The 14,777-nt window shown below is 72.9% G+C and carries 14 protein-coding genes; 5 read left to right on the top strand and 9 right to left on the bottom strand.

From position 1 onward, the window contains the following. Nucleotides 1-4: 4 nt before the first annotated feature. From AC6CCG_RS14830 to AC6CCG_RS14815, 4 genes are read left to right on the top strand one after another with little or no spacing between them, the layout of a single operon-like run. Nucleotides 5-358 carry a lycopene cyclase domain-containing protein gene (locus tag AC6CCG_RS14830; RefSeq protein ID WP_496655314.1) on the top strand — a complete coding sequence of 118 codons (354 nt, stop codon included), beginning with the start codon at nt 5-7 and terminating at the stop codon, nt 356-358. After that, nucleotides 351-713 carry a lycopene cyclase domain-containing protein gene (locus AC6CCG_RS14825; RefSeq protein WP_496655313.1) on the top strand — a complete coding sequence of 121 codons (363 nt, stop codon included), beginning with the start codon at nt 351-353 and terminating at the stop codon, nt 711-713. The genes AC6CCG_RS14830 and AC6CCG_RS14825 overlap by 8 nt, the downstream gene beginning before the upstream one ends. After that, the gene (locus tag AC6CCG_RS14820) at nt 710-1,477 is read left to right on the top strand and encodes a class I SAM-dependent methyltransferase (RefSeq protein ID WP_496655312.1); all 768 of its coding nucleotides are present in this window, start codon (nt 710-712) and stop codon (nt 1,475-1,477) included. The genes AC6CCG_RS14825 and AC6CCG_RS14820 overlap by 4 nt, the downstream gene beginning before the upstream one ends. Continuing rightward, nucleotides 1,461-3,050, top strand: a complete 1,590-nt coding sequence (locus AC6CCG_RS14815) for an FAD-dependent oxidoreductase (protein WP_496655311.1) — start codon at nt 1,461-1,463, stop codon at nt 3,048-3,050. Before AC6CCG_RS14820 ends, AC6CCG_RS14815 begins: the two co-directional genes overlap by 17 nt. Here AC6CCG_RS14815 and AC6CCG_RS14810 read toward each other — a convergent pair. The 6 genes from AC6CCG_RS14810 to AC6CCG_RS14785 all read right to left on the bottom strand — a co-directional run bounded on the left by AC6CCG_RS14810 (nt 2,995) and on the right by AC6CCG_RS14785 (nt 10,326). After that, nucleotides 2,995-4,020, bottom strand: coding sequence for a Rieske (2Fe-2S) protein (locus AC6CCG_RS14810; protein ID WP_496655310.1), 1,026 nt, complete (start codon nt 4,018-4,020; stop codon nt 2,995-2,997). The genes AC6CCG_RS14815 and AC6CCG_RS14810 overlap by 56 nt on opposite strands. Beyond that, complete coding sequence (locus tag AC6CCG_RS14805) at nt 4,002-4,892, bottom strand: phytoene/squalene synthase family protein (protein WP_496655309.1); 891 nt, start codon at nt 4,890-4,892, stop codon at nt 4,002-4,004. Before AC6CCG_RS14805 ends, AC6CCG_RS14810 begins: the two co-directional genes overlap by 19 nt. After that, nucleotides 4,879-6,390 (bottom strand): phytoene desaturase family protein, encoded by a 1,512-nt coding sequence (locus tag AC6CCG_RS14800; RefSeq protein ID WP_496655308.1) that lies wholly within the window; start codon nt 6,388-6,390, stop codon nt 4,879-4,881. The genes AC6CCG_RS14805 and AC6CCG_RS14800 overlap by 14 nt, the downstream gene beginning before the upstream one ends. Next, nucleotides 6,387-7,511, bottom strand: a complete 1,125-nt coding sequence (locus tag AC6CCG_RS14795) for a polyprenyl synthetase family protein (protein WP_496655307.1) — start codon at nt 7,509-7,511, stop codon at nt 6,387-6,389. Before AC6CCG_RS14795 ends, AC6CCG_RS14800 begins: the two co-directional genes overlap by 4 nt. After that, nucleotides 7,508-8,083, bottom strand: a complete 576-nt coding sequence (gene idi, locus AC6CCG_RS14790; protein ID WP_496655306.1) for an isopentenyl-diphosphate Delta-isomerase — start codon at nt 8,081-8,083, stop codon at nt 7,508-7,510. The genes AC6CCG_RS14795 and idi overlap by 4 nt, the downstream gene beginning before the upstream one ends. A 146-nt stretch (nt 8,084-8,229) precedes the next feature. Continuing rightward, entirely contained in the window at nt 8,230-10,326 is a 2,097-nt protein-coding gene (locus AC6CCG_RS14785; protein ID WP_496655305.1) for a prolyl oligopeptidase family serine peptidase, read from the bottom strand. A gap of 110 nt (nt 10,327-10,436) precedes the next feature. Between AC6CCG_RS14785 and AC6CCG_RS14780 the strand changes: the two genes are divergently transcribed. Further along, the gene (locus AC6CCG_RS14780; protein WP_496655304.1) at nt 10,437-11,708 is read left to right on the top strand and encodes a YeeE/YedE family protein; all 1,272 of its coding nucleotides are present in this window, start codon (nt 10,437-10,439) and stop codon (nt 11,706-11,708) included. Between the two features lie 6 nt (nt 11,709-11,714). Here AC6CCG_RS14780 and AC6CCG_RS14775 read toward each other — a convergent pair whose 3' ends face one another. The 3 genes from AC6CCG_RS14775 to AC6CCG_RS14765 all read right to left on the bottom strand — a co-directional run bounded on the left by AC6CCG_RS14775 (nt 11,715) and on the right by AC6CCG_RS14765 (nt 14,663). Beyond that, the gene (locus AC6CCG_RS14775; RefSeq protein WP_496655303.1) at nt 11,715-13,103 is read right to left on the bottom strand and encodes a hypothetical protein; all 1,389 of its coding nucleotides are present in this window, start codon (nt 13,101-13,103) and stop codon (nt 11,715-11,717) included. Further along, nucleotides 13,100-14,014, bottom strand: a complete 915-nt coding sequence (locus AC6CCG_RS14770; protein WP_496655302.1) for a hypothetical protein — start codon at nt 14,012-14,014, stop codon at nt 13,100-13,102. Before AC6CCG_RS14770 ends, AC6CCG_RS14775 begins: the two co-directional genes overlap by 4 nt. A gap of 133 nt (nt 14,015-14,147) precedes the next feature. Then, nucleotides 14,148-14,663 (bottom strand): GNAT family N-acetyltransferase, encoded by a 516-nt coding sequence (locus tag AC6CCG_RS14765; protein WP_496655301.1) that lies wholly within the window; start codon nt 14,661-14,663, stop codon nt 14,148-14,150. Nucleotides 14,664-14,777 lie beyond the last annotated feature (114 nt).

Raw genomic sequence — 14,777 nt, 5'->3', positions numbered from 1 at the left:
CCCGATGCAGTCCTTCCAGTACCTGCTGCTGCTGGGCGCCTGCCTGTTGATCACACTGCCGCTGGAGTTCGTGCTGCGGGCCAGGGTCTACCGGCGGCCGCTCCGGCTCGCGCTCAGCCTTGCGCCGGTCGTGATCATCTTCAGCTGTTGGGACATCGTCGGCATCCTCCGCGGGCACTGGGACTACAACCCGCGGTACGTGACCGGCGTCCAGGTGATCTTGGGCATGCCGATCGAGGAGCTGGCGTTCTTCGTCGTCATCCCGCTCTGCGGCCTGCTCACGTACGAGGCCGTGGGCCGGGTCCTGGCGGCCGTCGACCGGCGCCGGTCCCGTCCCCGGGGTGGCCCGGATGCCTGACGGCTGGCCGGTCCCCGAGTACACCCTGCTCACCGTGATCGCGGTGGCCGCGGTGATCATGGTCGAGCTGCTCTGGTGGCGGACCGGGATCTTCCGGACCCGGCAGTACTGGCTCACCATGATCATCGTCTTCGCCTTCCAGGTCCCGGTGGACGGCTGGCTGACCAAGCTGAGCGACCCGATCGTCCGGTACGACGAACGGCAGACGCTCGGACTGCGGCTGCCCTGGGACATCCCGGTGGAGGACTTCGGGTTCGGCTTCGCCATGGTCACCCTGACGATTCTGGTCTGGCGCCGGATCGGCGACCGGCGCCGCAGCAGCGCTCCGCGGCGAGCGGCGGGGCCTGCCGCATGACCCGCCTCGACCGGAGCGAGGTGGCCACCGGGTTCGACCGGGCGGCCCGGCGCTACGACCTCATGGTCGGCCTGAACCCCGGCTACCACCGCCACCTCGGCACCGCCGCGGCCGCGCTGCTCGAGGCCGCCGGACCGCGCGCCGGGCACCGGCCGCTCCGGCTGGTCGACCTCGGCTGCGGGTCGGGAGCCTCGACCCGGGCCCTGGTGCGTGAGCTGGACCGGCGCGGGCTGGCCGCGGAGGTGGTCGGGCTCGACGCGTCCGCCGGGATGGTCGAGCGGGCCCGCCGGAAGTCCTGGCCGGCCGGTGTGCGCTTCGTCCGGGCGCCTGCCGAGGACGTCGGGGCGTGCCTGCCGGAGGGCTGGGCGGACGGGGTGCTGGCGGCCTACCTGTTCCGCAACGTCGAGGACCGGGACGCGGTGCTGCGCCAGGTGTACGACCTGCTCCGGCCCGGCGGGGTGCTGGTGGCGGAGGAATACTCCGTGGCCGGATCCGTGGCGGCCCGACGCCGCTGGACGGCGGTGTGCCGGCTGGTGGTCCAGCCGCTCAGTGTCGCGTTGTCCGGCCACCCCGAGCTCTATCGCTACCTGTGGCGCAGCGTGATCGACTTCGAGCCGGTGGCCGACTTCGCCACCAGACTCATCCGCACCGGGTACGGCGACGTACGGCACCGCACCGTCTCGGGCTGGCAGCGCGACATCCTGCACGTGATCCGAGGCCGCAGGCCACGGGCGACGGGGACCGCGGATGATCATGAAAGCTGACCGTTGGCGGCCCGGCCGGGATCCGCTGGCGCAGCGCTGGCCGGCGCCGGCCGGCCGACCCCGTACCGCCCGGTCCGTGCTCGTCGTCGGCGGCGGGATCGCCGGGCTGGCGGCGGCAGCCGGGCTGGCCGAGCGCGGCGCGTCCGTCACCCTCTGGGAGCAGTCCGACCGGCTCGGCGGCCGGGTCGCGTCCTGGCCGGTCGAGGTGGCCGGCCGGCCGGCGACGATGAGCCGCGGCTTCCATGCCTTCTTCCGGCAGTACTACAACCTGCGGATGTTGTTGGGCCGAGCCGATCCGGGGCTGACCCGGCTGCGGCCGCTCGCCGACTACCCGCTGGTGCTGAACGGCGGCCCTACGGACTCGTTCGCGCGGGTGCCGCGCACGCCGCCGCTGAACATCGCAGGTTTCGTGGCCCTGAGCCCCAGCTTCGCGGCCGCCGATCTCCTCCGGGTGGACCTGGACGCCGCGCTCGGCCTGCTCGACGTCGACTTCCCGGACACCTTCGCCGAGCTGGACGGGCAGAGTGCCGCGCAGTTCCTGGACCGGCTGCGGTTTCCCGCCGACGCCCGACATCTCGCTCTCGAGGTCTTCGCCCGCAGCTTCTTCGCCCCGCCGGAGACGTTCGCGGCCGGAGAGCTGGTCGCGATGCTGCACGGCTACTTCCTCGGGTCGGCCGAGGGACTGCTGTTCGACGTACCCCGCGACGACTTCGACACCGCCCTGTGGCGACCGCTGGCGGACTACCTGACCCGGCTCGGCGTCCGGATCGAGACCGGCCGGACCGCCGTCGCGCTCGACGTGGCGGCCACCGAGGTCACGGTGACGGACGCGGACGGCCGAACCCTCCGAGCCGATGCAGCCGTACTGGCGGCCGGCCCGAGCGGGACCGCGGAGCTGGCCGCGGGGTCGTCCGGTCTCGATCCGGAATGGCGGGACCGGGTCACCGGCTCGCCGACCGCACCTCCGTTCGCGGTCTGGCGGCTTTGGCTCGACCGGCCGCTGCGGCCGGAGCGGCCGCCGTTCCTCGGCACCAGCGGCTTCGGCCCGCTGGACAACATCAGCCTGCTGGAGCGCTACGAGGACGGCGCCCGACGGTGGGCCGCGCGGACCGGCGGCGCCGTGGTGGAACTGCACGCCTACGCGCTGCGGGAGCCGGTCGACCGGCTCCGGCTGCAGCGGGAGCTGCGGGCTGCCCTGTCGGCCGTCTATCCGGAGACCGCGGCCGCCGCGATCCTCGACGACCGGTGGCGGGTCGACGCCGACTGCCCGTTGATCGGGCTCGCGCCCTGGCGGGACCGGCCGGAGGTCACCACGCCCGACCCGCGGATCGTGCTGGCCGGCGACCAGGTTCGCTGCCCGTACCCGGTGGCCCTGATGGAGCGGGCCGCGACGACCGGCTGGCAGGCGGCGAACGCGCTGCTGGCCGGATGGGGCGTGCGCGGGCACGACCTGTGGACGGTGCCGACCGCCGGGCGGCACCGCTGGCCCGGCCGGTTACGGCGCCTGGTGCGGCGGGTCAGCCCGGGAACGTCCCGCGGCGGCGCAGCGCGAACCGGCGTTCCGCGTAGCTGAGGTCGTCGACCCAGAGCCGGCCCGCGACGTGCCGCATCCCCGGCCGGAGCAGCGGGGCCGCCAGCCGGGCGAGGCCGAAGCCGGGCCTGTCGGAGTGGGCGATGGTGGCCTCGGTCATGACGGTCACCGCCTGCTCGGTTCCCGGTGCCGTGATCGGCGTGGCGTGCGTCTCGACGACGCTGCCGACGCCCTCTCCCGCGATGATCCGCATCACGACCGTGCGTGCGTCCGGGCAGACGAACTCGGCCCGGACCGGCACGCCCCAGGTGCGGCTCAGCCGGAACGTCACCTCGACGACCAACCGCTCGTCGGTGCTGGCCTCCTCGTCCACCTCGAGATCGCTGAAGGAGTACGGATGGAACCAGGCGCCGTGCCAGGGATCCAGCCGGTTCGCCACCACGTCGGCCGGCTCGCAGCGACCGCGCCGGCCGATCACCGCAACGACCGACTCGGCCGGGGGATGCCGTTCGGGCAGCACCGGCGCCGGCGTCTCCGGCTCGCCCTCGACGGGCAGCCCGACCCAGACCAGGATGCCGTCGTCGTAACCGCGGTACGGCCGCCACGGCCCATGGCCCGCGGCGCCGTCCTCGGTGTGACCGAGCGCCAGGCCGTGCCAGCGGCAGACCACGGCACCGTCCAGCACCGGGCAGCCGTCGAGCAGCGCGCCGAGATGCGGGCAGGCGCCGGGCCCGGCCCGCAGCACGCCGTCGTCGTTGCGCCACAGCACCACCTCCCGGCCGGCGATGGTCCGGGTCAGGCTGATCCCCGGCCGCACCTCGTCGCTGCGACCGGCCACGTACCAGCCGCCCGGATTCCGCCGCTCGGCGACCCCGAGCGCGTCGGCGATGCGGCGCGGCCGGGCCTGCCGCCAAGTGGGCCGGAACGAACCCCACCGCGGTTGCGGACGGCGGGCGAACGGCAAGCGCGGCAACTGGGCGGGCAGTCGGCTGGTCAACGGTCTGAGCGACATCGGGGCTCCTCGGGATGGTGGTGGCGCGGTGGCCCGGCGATCAGGATGCGCGCGGCCGTGAACGCCTTGCCGGCCGTGGGCACCCGGGCCCGCTCGGCGAACACGTCATAGTCGGCGGCCTCGATCCGGTCCAGGATCCGGGCGTAGAGCACCCGGGCGGTCGCGACACAGCGGGCCGAGGCCGGCGGCAGCATGGCGATCCCGGCGTCGGCGGCCCGGTAGAGCTCCCGGTTTCGGCGGATCTGGTACGCCATCAGACGGCGCCAGGCAGTCCCGGTCCGGCGTTCCTCCGGATCCGCGCCGAAGGCGGCCAGTTCGTCCTGCGGTAGGTAGACCCGGCCCCGGTCCAGGTCCTCGCCGACGTCGCGCAGGAAGTTGGTCAGCTGGAACGCCAGGCCGAGTGATCGGGCGGGTTCCCGGGCCCGGGCGTCCAGCGGCTCGAGCACCGGCAGCATCATCTCGCCGATCACGGCGGCCGACCCCTCCATGTAGCCGAGCAGATCGTCCCACGTCGCGTACCGGTCGACGGTCAGGTCCATCGCCATCGCCCGGAAGAACCGGTCGAAGCACTCCGGGTCGATCCGCCGTTCGCGGACGGTGTCGGCGACCGCCGCCAGCACCGGGGTCGGGGCCGGAGCTCCCGCCAGGACCGCCCGGAAGTCGGCGGCGAACGCGGCCAGCCGCTGCTCGCGGTCGGTGACCGGTCCGAGATCGACGATGTCGTCGGCCAACCGGCACAGCGCGTACACCGCATGGACATGCCGCCGCCGGGACCGCGGCAGGATCGCCGCTCCCCAGAAATAGGTGGTGCCGTACCGGCGGGTGAGCCCGGCGCACTGCCGGTAGCCGGCGCGCAGGTCAGGCGCCGACATGATCGTCCGCACGGGCGGTCCGGCGGGACCCGGTCAGGTAGCCGGCGGCGCGGTCCGCGGCCCGGCGCCCGGAGATCAGTACCATCGGGACGCCTACGCCCGGCGTCGTGCCGGCCCCGGCGAAGAACAGGCCGGGCAGCCGCGGGTCCACGGCCCGCGGCCGGAACGGGCCGGTCTGGCCGAAGGTGTGCGCGAGGGCGAACGGCGTGCCGGCCGACAGTCCGCGGGCCTGCCAGTCCGGCGGCGTGACGAGTTCCTCGGTCTGCACATCGTCCGGATAGCCGGCGGCGCCGAGGAACCGGTGCAGGCGATCCTTCAGCCGGCCCCGGTCGGGTTCCGTCCAGGTCGCGGCGCCGGTCAGGTTGGGCACCGGTTCGAGGACGTACAGGGTGGTGCAGCCGGGCGGCGCCAGGGCCGGATCGTGCAGCGACGGCACGGTCACCAGCCGGGACGGGTCCGACATCAGCCGGCCGCGGTCCATCAGTTCGCCGAAGGCGTCGGCCCAGGCCTGCCCGAAATGCAGGTTGTGGTGCGCCGCACCGTCGTCGACGGTGCCGCGGACGCCCACATGCCAGACCGCCGCGGACGGCGCGTACCGGCCGCGGCGGAGCCGGCGGGGCGCCGGCAGTTCCGGCAGCAGCGACCCGTAGGCGTGGCCGGGATCGACGGTGCAGATCACCGCATCGGCAGCGACCCGGTCGCCGGCCACGGCCACGCCGGCCACCCGCCCGTCGCCGCGTCGCAGGATCGAGGTCGCCGGTTCGCCGAGCCGGAGGGTCGCCCCGGCCGCGACGGCCGCCCGTGCCAGTGCCTCGGGCACCGCGTGCATGCCGCCGGCCGGGAACCAGACTCCCTCGACGGTGTCCAGGTACGTGATCACCGCATAGATCGCCAGGGCGCGGTCCGGCGCCAGCCCTGCATACAGGGCCTGGAAGCTGAACAGCCGGCGCAACCGCGGGTCGGCGAAGAACCGGGCGACCGCGGGCCCGAGCCGGCCGAAGCCGCCGAGCCGGATCAGCCGGGCCAGCGCGGCCGGCGACCGGAGCAGGTCGATCGGCCTGTCAAGGTCGGCGTCGATGAAGTGCGGGAGCTCGAGCTCCCACAGTTCGCGCAGCCAAGCGACGAAGCCGTCCACGGCGGCGGCGTCACGCGGGCCGCAGGTCGCCTCGATCTCCGCCCGAAGGGCCGCGACTCCGGACCGGACCCGGATCTCGCTGCCGTCGTCGTACACGGCTCGATAGGCCGGGTCCAGGCGGCGCAGGTCCAACTCGCGCAACGGGTCGGCACCGGCCGACCGGAGCACCTCGGCCACCAGCCCGGGAGCGGTCAGCACCGTCGGCCCGGTGTCGAACGAGAAGCCGTCCCGGACCAGCCGGCCGGCCAGCCCGCCGACCTGCCGGTCCCGTTCGACGACCGTCACGTCGTGTCCGAGCCCAGCCAAGCGGCAGGCGGCGGCCAACCCGGCCAGGCCGGCTCCGATGACCGTGACCCGGCTCATCGGTCCCGCCAGGCAACCCGGTGGGCCATCCGGACCAGGTCGTGCACCGCGGCCGGTTCGAGAGCCGCCGGGTCGAGCGCGTCGACGGCGGCGGCCACATGCTGCTCGATCCGTCGCTCGACCTCGTCCGGCACCCCGGCCCGGCGGAGCTCCTCCTGGAACCGCGCCACGACGTCGGCGCCGATCCCGCGGCCGCCGGTCCGGCGGACCAGGTCTCGAGCCGGCCCGGACAGCCGGTCCGCGGCCAGCGCCATGATCATCGTCGGTTTTCCCGAGATCAGGTCGTCACCGGCCGGTTTGCCGGTCAGTTGGGGATCGCCCCAGATGCCGAGCAGATCGTCCCGCAACGCGAAGGCTGCGCCGAGTTCCTCCCCGTAACGGGAGAGCAGCGCCAGCGCCGCCGGAGACGCGTCGGCCGCCGCCGCGCCGAGTTCCAGCGGCCGCAGCACGGTGTAGCAACCCGACTTCAGCCGGGCGATCTGTTCGGCGGTCGCGACGTCGTAGCGGGGTACGGCGCTTCCGGTCAGGTCGGCCCGCTGACCGCAGACCAGTTCGACGATCATGGCCTGCCACCGCCGCCGCAGCGGCCCGGGCAACTCGCTGACCAGGTGCGCCGCCTCGGCCAGGGCCAGGTCGCCGAGCAGGATGGCGATGTTCTCGCCGAACCGCCGGTCGTCGCCGGAGCCGCCGGCCGCCTCGTGCAGCGACGCGGCCAGCACGTGGATGGTCGGTTCGCCGCGACGCCGTGCGGACGCGTCCATGACGTCGTCGTGGATCAGCGCGAAGGCGTGCAGCAGGTCGAGCGCCGCCCCGACGACCACCACCTGTTCGGCGCCCGCTGTCTCCGGCTGCCCGCCCGCGGCGCGCCAGCCGAGCCGGGCCATCACCGGACGAATCCGTTTGCCACCCGCGGACAGGGTCTGGTGCAGCAGGTCGGGGAGGTCGAACCGGCCCAGCACCGGCACCTCCCGGTCGCCCTGCATCGCCTCGGACCATGAGACAGCGAGATCCTGCACGGCCCGTTCGAGGCGCGCGTCGACCTGGTCCAGGTAGCCGTCCTCCGCGTCCGGCGCGACCGCACGCAGCGGCGTGGGCACGGGCCGGGCAGACAGCCGGCTCACCGGATCTCCTGACGGACGGCCGACTCGGTCGCACGTCGGCGCAGGTGCGATCCCAGCTGGGCCAACTGCAGCACCGACCACGGGCTGAAGGCGTACGGCGCTGCGGCCACGGCTCCGATCAGGTCCGACGCAGGCGTCCAGGCCAGCTCGGCGACCTCCTCCGGATCCGGCCGTGGCGCCGCCGAGCCGGGCGCGACCCGGCCGACGAAGGTCGGGCACCACTCGTCCTCCAGGATCCCGCCGGCATCCCGCGCCCGATAGCTGAACTCCGGCAGCACGCAGTCGAGGTCCCGCACCCTGATGCCGAGTTCCTCCCGCAGCCGTCGGCGCACGGCCAGATGCCAGGGCTCACCGGGCCGCGGATGGCCGCAGCAACTGTTGCTCCAGACGCCCGGCCAGCTGCGTTTCGCCAGCGACCGCCGGGTCACCAGGACGTTGCCGGCGTCGTCGAGCAGGTAGAGCGAGAAGCCGAGGTGTCTCGGGGTCGCCGCATGGTGTGCGGTCGCACGGTCCATCCGCCCACTGGACCGACCGGTCTCGTCGATCAGCACCACGTCGTCGGGTACGTCCACGGTCACCGCATCCTCTCGTCGCGCGCCGCCGAATCAGACTCGGCGTCTGGGTGTCTGTACCCAGTTCGCGTGCGAACGGCGCAACGGATGCGGTCAGTTCCGACTCGGTCGCCCGAACTCTGCTCGGGCGGCCGGGCCGGATCGGGTCAGGGCGCCAGCCCGGTGAAGTGAGCGGCGAAGGCCAGCAGGTCGGCGCTCTCCTCGGCGATCTTCGCGGTCGGCTTGCCCATCCCGTGGCCGGCGTTGGTCTCGATCCGGGTGAGGACCGGGGCCTCGCCGGACTGCGCTTGCTGCAGCGTCGCGGTGAACTTGTGGCTGTGCAGCGGCACCACCCGGTCGTCATGATCACCGGTGATCACCAGCGTCGCCGGGTAGCTGGTGCCGGGCCGGACGTTGTGCAGCGGCGAGTACGCCAGCGCGGTGACGAAGTCGTCCGGGTCGTCCGGGTTGCCGTAGTCGGACACCCAGGCCGCCCCGACGGTGAACTTGTGGAAGCGCAGCAGATCCAGCACGCCCACGGCCGGCAGTGCGGCGGCGGCCAGGTCGGGCCGCTGGGTCAGCACCGCGCCGACCAGCAGACCGCCGTTGCTGCCGCCGTGCAGGGCCAGTCGGTCGTTGCTCGTGACGCCGGCCTTGATCAGGTCCTCGCCGACCGCGATGAAGTCGTCGAAGACGTTCTGCTTCGCGTCCAGCCGGCCGGCGTCGTACCAGTCGGTGCCGAACTCGCCGCCGCCGCGCAGGTTGGCGATCGCCAGTACGCCGCCGGCGGCCAGCCAGGCCGGCCAGATCGCCCGGTAGGAGGCGAAGATCGGGATCTTGAACCCGCCGTAGCCGTACAGCAGGGTCGGTTGCGGCCCGTCCGTTCCTTGATCATCCCCGGACCTGATCAAGAAGTACGGCACCTCGGTGCCGTCCGCGCTGACCGCGCGGTGCCGACTGATCGTGAACTCGGGCGGCGTCCAGGTCTCGCCGGTGTTGATCACCAGCTCGTCCAGCGGCTCGGTGACTCCGGTCTCGGTGTCGATCGTGTAGGCCCGGTTCGGCGAGACGACCGTGGACAGCCCGGCGAACGCCTCCCGCTCGCCGGCCTCGCCGTTGAGCGCGTTCAGCGCGCCGCCGGCCAGGTCCAGCGCACCGAGCTCGGTGCCGTCCAGGGCGAACCGGAGCACCACCGGCTGGGCGTCCTCGAGCACCTCGACGAGCAGCCCGTCGCCGGCCGCGACGACAGTGGACAGCGTGGTGGCGCGCTCCGGCACCACCTCGGTGAAGTCCGGCAGCGCCTCGGCCTCCGGGGCGGCGATCGGGCAGCGGACCACCCGGCCGCGCGGCGCGTCCAGGTCGGTGTGCAGCACGATCGCGTCGCCGTCGACCCGGACGAAGGCGAACATCGCGTCCGGCCGGTCGATCAGCTTGATCGGCTCGCCGAGCCCGCTGACCCCGTCGGTGTCGGTGATCGGATAGACCCAGAGCCGGTTCCGGTTCTCGGTCCCCTGCACCAGGTGCATGATCAGGTAGCGGTCGTCGTGGGAGGTCTCCACCCAGAACAGCAGTTGATCATTGTCCGGGAACTCCAGGATCAGTTGATCTTGGTCCTGCGGAGTGCCGACCCGGTGCAGCTTCAGCTGGCCGCCGCCCTGCGCCGCGGTCTCGGTGCCCTCGGCCCGGCCACCGCCGGGAAAGTGCACGTACAGGTAGGAACGGCTGTCCGGCAGCCATTCCGGCACGCTGAACTTCGCCTGCCGTACGTCGTCCGGGAGGTCCTCGCCGGTGGACAGGTCACGGAGCAGGAAGCTCCGCCAGTCGCTGCCGCCCTCGCTGATCGAGAAGCCGATCGTGGTGCCGTCCGGCGACACCGTGTAGCCGGTCACCGCGGTCGTGCCGTCGGCCGCCAGCAGGTTCGGGTCCATGATCACCCGGCCACCCTCGAGCAGTTCCGGCAGCGAGTCGGCGACGAAGATCACGTCCTGGTTCTGGGTGCCGTCGTTGCGGCCGACCAGGTAGTGGCCGGCGCGCTTGGCCGGGGTGCCGGCCCGCGGCCGCTCCAGGATCCGGCCCATCGTCCGACGGAACCAGTCCCGGCCGGGCAGCCCGGACAGGAACGCCTCGGTGACCTCGTTCTGCCGGGAGACCCAGTCGACCGTCTCGGCCGAGTCGGGATCCTCCAGCCAGCGGTACGGGTCGGCGATCGGCCGGCCGTGCAGGGTCTCGATCAGGTCGTCGCGGCGCGTCTCCGGGTAGTCCACCCCGGAAGGCTAACCCGATGTCTCATCCTCCGAGAAGCCGGTTTCCCCGCCCGTGGCTCGCCTACTGTCGTACGGACCGAATCCTCTCCCGCCACCAGGAAACGCGAACGATGACCTCGTCCCTCGAACTGCCCCGGCTGCGCTCGGTGATCACCCCGGCGGCCACCTCCTGCGCCGCTCCGGTCCCGGAGCCGCAGCAGCCGGTCCGCCGGGTGCCGTTGCTGATCTTCGGCCTGCTCGCGGTCGGCGTCGCCTCGTACGTCACCGCCGTGCACGGGCTGCCGCAAGGTCTGCTGTTGATCATCGGGATCGGCCTCGGGTTCGCCCTGTTCCACTCCCGGTTCGGCTTCACGTCGGCCTGGCGGCAGCTGATCGCGGTCGGCAACGGGCAGGGGTTGCGGGCGCACGCGCTGCTGCTCGGCACGGCCGCGACGCTGGTGATGTTGATCGCCGCGACCGGCTCGACCCTGTTCGGCACCACCCCGAACACCAGCCCGGGCCAGATCGGCCTGCCGCTGTTCCTCGGTGCGGCGGTGTTCGCGATCGGCATGCAGCTCGGCGGTGCCTGCGCCTCCGGCACCCTGTTCGCGGTGGGGTCCGGGCAGACCTCGATCGTGATCACCCTGCTCGGGTTCATCGCCGGCTCGGTGATCTACACGGCCGGCTACCCGGCCTTCACCGGCTGGCCGCAGGTGCCCGGCATCGCGCTCGCCGATCACGTGGGCTGGTTCGGCGCCTGGGCGATCACCATCGCGGCGCTGGTGATCATCGTCGTAGTGACCCGGGTGGTCCAGCGGCGCCGGAACCCGCCGCCCACCGATGTCGTACCGACGGCGCAGGGGCTGCGCCGGATCGTCCGCGGCTCCTGGCCGATCCTGGTCGGCGCCGTCGTGCTCGGCGTGCTGGCGGGTGCGGTCTTCCTGGTCTCCGGCGGCACCTGGGGCGTCACGTACGCGTTCGGCCTGTGGGGCGCGAAGTTCCTGCAGCTGTTGGGATTCCAGCCGGAGCTGTGGACCTTCTGGCAGCAGCCGGCCAACGCGAAGGCGCTCGCCGCGTCGGCCTGGCAGGACAAGACGACACTGACCGACGTCGGGATCATGATCGGCGCCGGGATCGCCGCGGCCGCGGCCGGCGCCTGGAAGCTGCACACCCGGATCCCCTGGCGGACCGCCGTCGCCGCGCTGCTCGGCGGCATCCTGATGGGCATCGGTGCCCGGCTGGCCGGCGGCTGCAACATCGGCGCCTACCTCGGCGGGATCAGCCGGGGCAGCCTGCACGGCTGGCTCTGGGCCGTCTTCGCCCTCGGCGGCACCTGGGTCGGGCTCCGGCTCCGGCCCCTGTTCGGGCTCGGCAACCCGAAGCCGAACGACAGCATCTGCTGATCCGGCTCAACCGAGGTCCAGCAACCGGAGCCGGGTCGAGTTCGGCAGCGTGACCAACGCCTGGTCGAAGCCCACCAGCCGTACCGCACCGGTCAGGCCGGGCGACCGCGGCCGACCGGTCCGGTCGAAGGCCTGCACCCGGCCGGAGGCCAGGCTCACCCAGACGTAGTCGGACCAGCCCGACGTGACCGCGACAGCAGCGTCCGGCAGCGGTGTCGCGCCGACCGTGAGGTCGCCGTCGAGGTCGATCGCCTGCAGCGTCGGGCCCTCCGGCGAGGATCCCGACCGGGGCACCACGCGCCAGGCCAGCGGGCCGGGGTGCCCGGGCGTCGTCCAGCCGGTGCCGTCCGGCGCGGGCGCCGGCAGCGGTTGCGGCTCTCCGTACCCGAGGACCAGGAACTGCCGTGCCGAGCCCCGGAGCCGGTCGGACTCGGCGACGACCCCGCCCTGGCGGCTGACGTCGGTCCAGCGCACGCTGGTCTCGGCCGGCATCGCCCACAGCCGGGTGCCGAGCACGGCATCGACCCGGACCGGAACTCCGCCGGTCGCGCCCGGGCGGGCCGACCGCTCCAGGCCGATCACGATGTCGTTGACGAGGAGTTGCTCGGCCACGAACCCTTCGCGACGCCACACCTCCCGGCCCATCGCCGAGTCGTAGGCGATCGTCTTCGGCTGCCGCTGGGCCGAATCCCACTCCAGGTCGGCGAAGTAGTTGCCGGCCACGCCGAGGGTGACCAGCACCGTGGACGAGGTGGCGCCGACGACCTGGTACGTCTGGAAGCCGGAGGTCTGCGGCCGGTCCCCGCGAGGCTCGGCGCTGCGGACCGGCGCGGTATGCCAGACCTGCCGCCGGTCGGCCAGCGAGAAGCCGACCAGCCCGTGCTCGCGGTACGGCTTCAGCTCCGCCGCCGGGCAGGCGTGGCCGCCGTCCCGGCACGGCCCGAGGTGGTACGGAAGGATCAGCATGCCGTCCGTCGCGTGCTCGACGGCCCAGCCGGCGAGGGTGCTCAGCCGGGCCTGCGGGCGGTCCTCGGCGTCGAGGGTGAACTCCATGGGCAACCGTCCGGCCCGCCACCGGACCGTGCCGCGCTCGCGGTCCAGCACCACCGACTCCTCCTCGGCCCGCCCGCTGCCCCAGCCGGTGATCACCAGCGAGCCCTCGACCGCCTCGGCGCGCCCGATGGTGATCAACGGTTGCGAGTCGTTCCGCCAGGCCTCGGTCAGCGGCAACCGCGGCTTCCCCGGTCCGTCATAGCGGGCCGGGGCCGGTGCGGGGCTCTCCGTCGTCGGCGCGGGCGTCGTCGGGCTCGGGCTCGGCGGCGACGTCGCGACGCACCCGGTCAAGATCAGGATCGCGGCCAACAGGATGATCACCGGACGCCTCATCATGATCATCGGAAGTTCCGGTCCTCGTAGCCGCGGGCCTTCGCGCCGATCAAGGGGACGATCCTCTCCTCCAGAACGGCGATCCGGTGCCAGGTTCGCGGGTCGCTGGGCACCAGGTGCCACCGCGAGTAGAAGAACAACCAGTTCTCGGCGACCTCGACGTCGAGGTCGTGCGCATGATCGATCAGCAGGGCCATCACGTCGGGGGTGAAGACATAGAAGGCGTCGCTCCAGTCCTCCGTCCGGCAGTACAACGTGAAGTGCTCGTCGAGCACGCCGTCGAGGATCCGGACCCGGTCCGCCGCACCGAACTCGCCGAGATCACCGGAGTACTTCTCGTCGACCCGCGAGTTCAGCAGCAGGTACGGCAGCGGGCCCGGCAACTGGAAGGCCACGTACCGCCAGGAGTGCAGTCGCTCGTCATGGGCAGGGCCGGCCAGGAATCGCTGGATTCCGCAGTCGAGGAACGCGCCGGAGGCGGACCAGACCCGCTGCAGAGTCTGCTGGTTGAAGCCGGTCCGGAAGATGATGCCCGGATAGTTCGGGGCATCGGTGCGGGGCGCGTACTCGAGCTGGTTCGCGGCGGCGAACTCCAGACACCGCAGCTGCTCCCGCCACGGCTCCAGGCCGGTCGTGCCGGGCTCGCGGAGCAGAACGAACCCGCTGGCCAGCCCGAGCACGAAGATCAGGACGCCGACGGCGACGGCTCCCTCGAAGGACGCCCCGAATCCCACCGCCGCCACTTGTCCGACCAGGAACGGGACACAGACGAGTGCCGCGAACCAGGCAAGGACTCGACCCGTCGGAATCTGCCGACCCGGGTTCGCATCCTCCGAATCCACCACCTGCCGGCGATACTGCCGGACCTCGCCGGTGGTGAACGGTCGCCGCAGGGCAACCGTGTCGAAGGTCCGTGCCATGCCCACCGCTTCCTTGATCAGCGCGCCCGCGGATGTGGTCCTGGCAGCACCCTAGGAACGGCACGTCCGACTCAGCCACCGATCGACGGCGGCAAATGCCAATGCCCTCATTCCGCAGGGCAATCCGCCGGCGTCAGCTGATCACCAAGGTGTAGCGGCGGCCGAGTTCGGTCCGCTGCCCGGCGACGAAGCCGAGTGACTCGAAGAGTCGTCGGGACGCCTCGTTGCCGTCGTAGACGTCGCTGACCTCGACCGTCGAGCGGCCCAGCACCCGAGCCCGTTCGATCATGGCCGTGATCACCGCCCGCCCGATCCCCCGGCCGCGCGCCGCGGGAGCCAGCACGATCGGCACCGCCCAGGTCTGCAACGTCACGTCGCCGACCGGCCGCCACTCGGTGCCGGCCAGGCGTTCCACCAGATAGAGCTCACCATGATCACGCAGGTGCCGGAACATCCGCAGCAGCCGGTCCTCGTCGTACGGCGCGGCGCCCGGCCCGTCGACCAGCCGGACGGTCTCCTCGTCCTGGTACCAGGTGAGCAGCTCGGCCAGCAGCCCCGGCGCCGCACGGTCCGGATCGAACCGGCGCAGCCGCAACCCGGGCCCGATCGGCAGGATCTCCGGCGTCTCGGCAGCAGCAGGTTCGGCCATGCCGCGATCCTCGCACCTGCCTCGCCGGCCTCCCGCGGAGATTTTCTCGACGAGTTTCCCGTACCGCCTGACGGCCTTGCCCGGAGCACGTACAGTTGAAGCTGCAAGGGGTGT

It is taken from the genome of Microlunatus sp. YIM B11417 (assembly GCF_059617205.1).
This window is presented reverse-complemented; position numbering and strand designations above follow the sequence as displayed.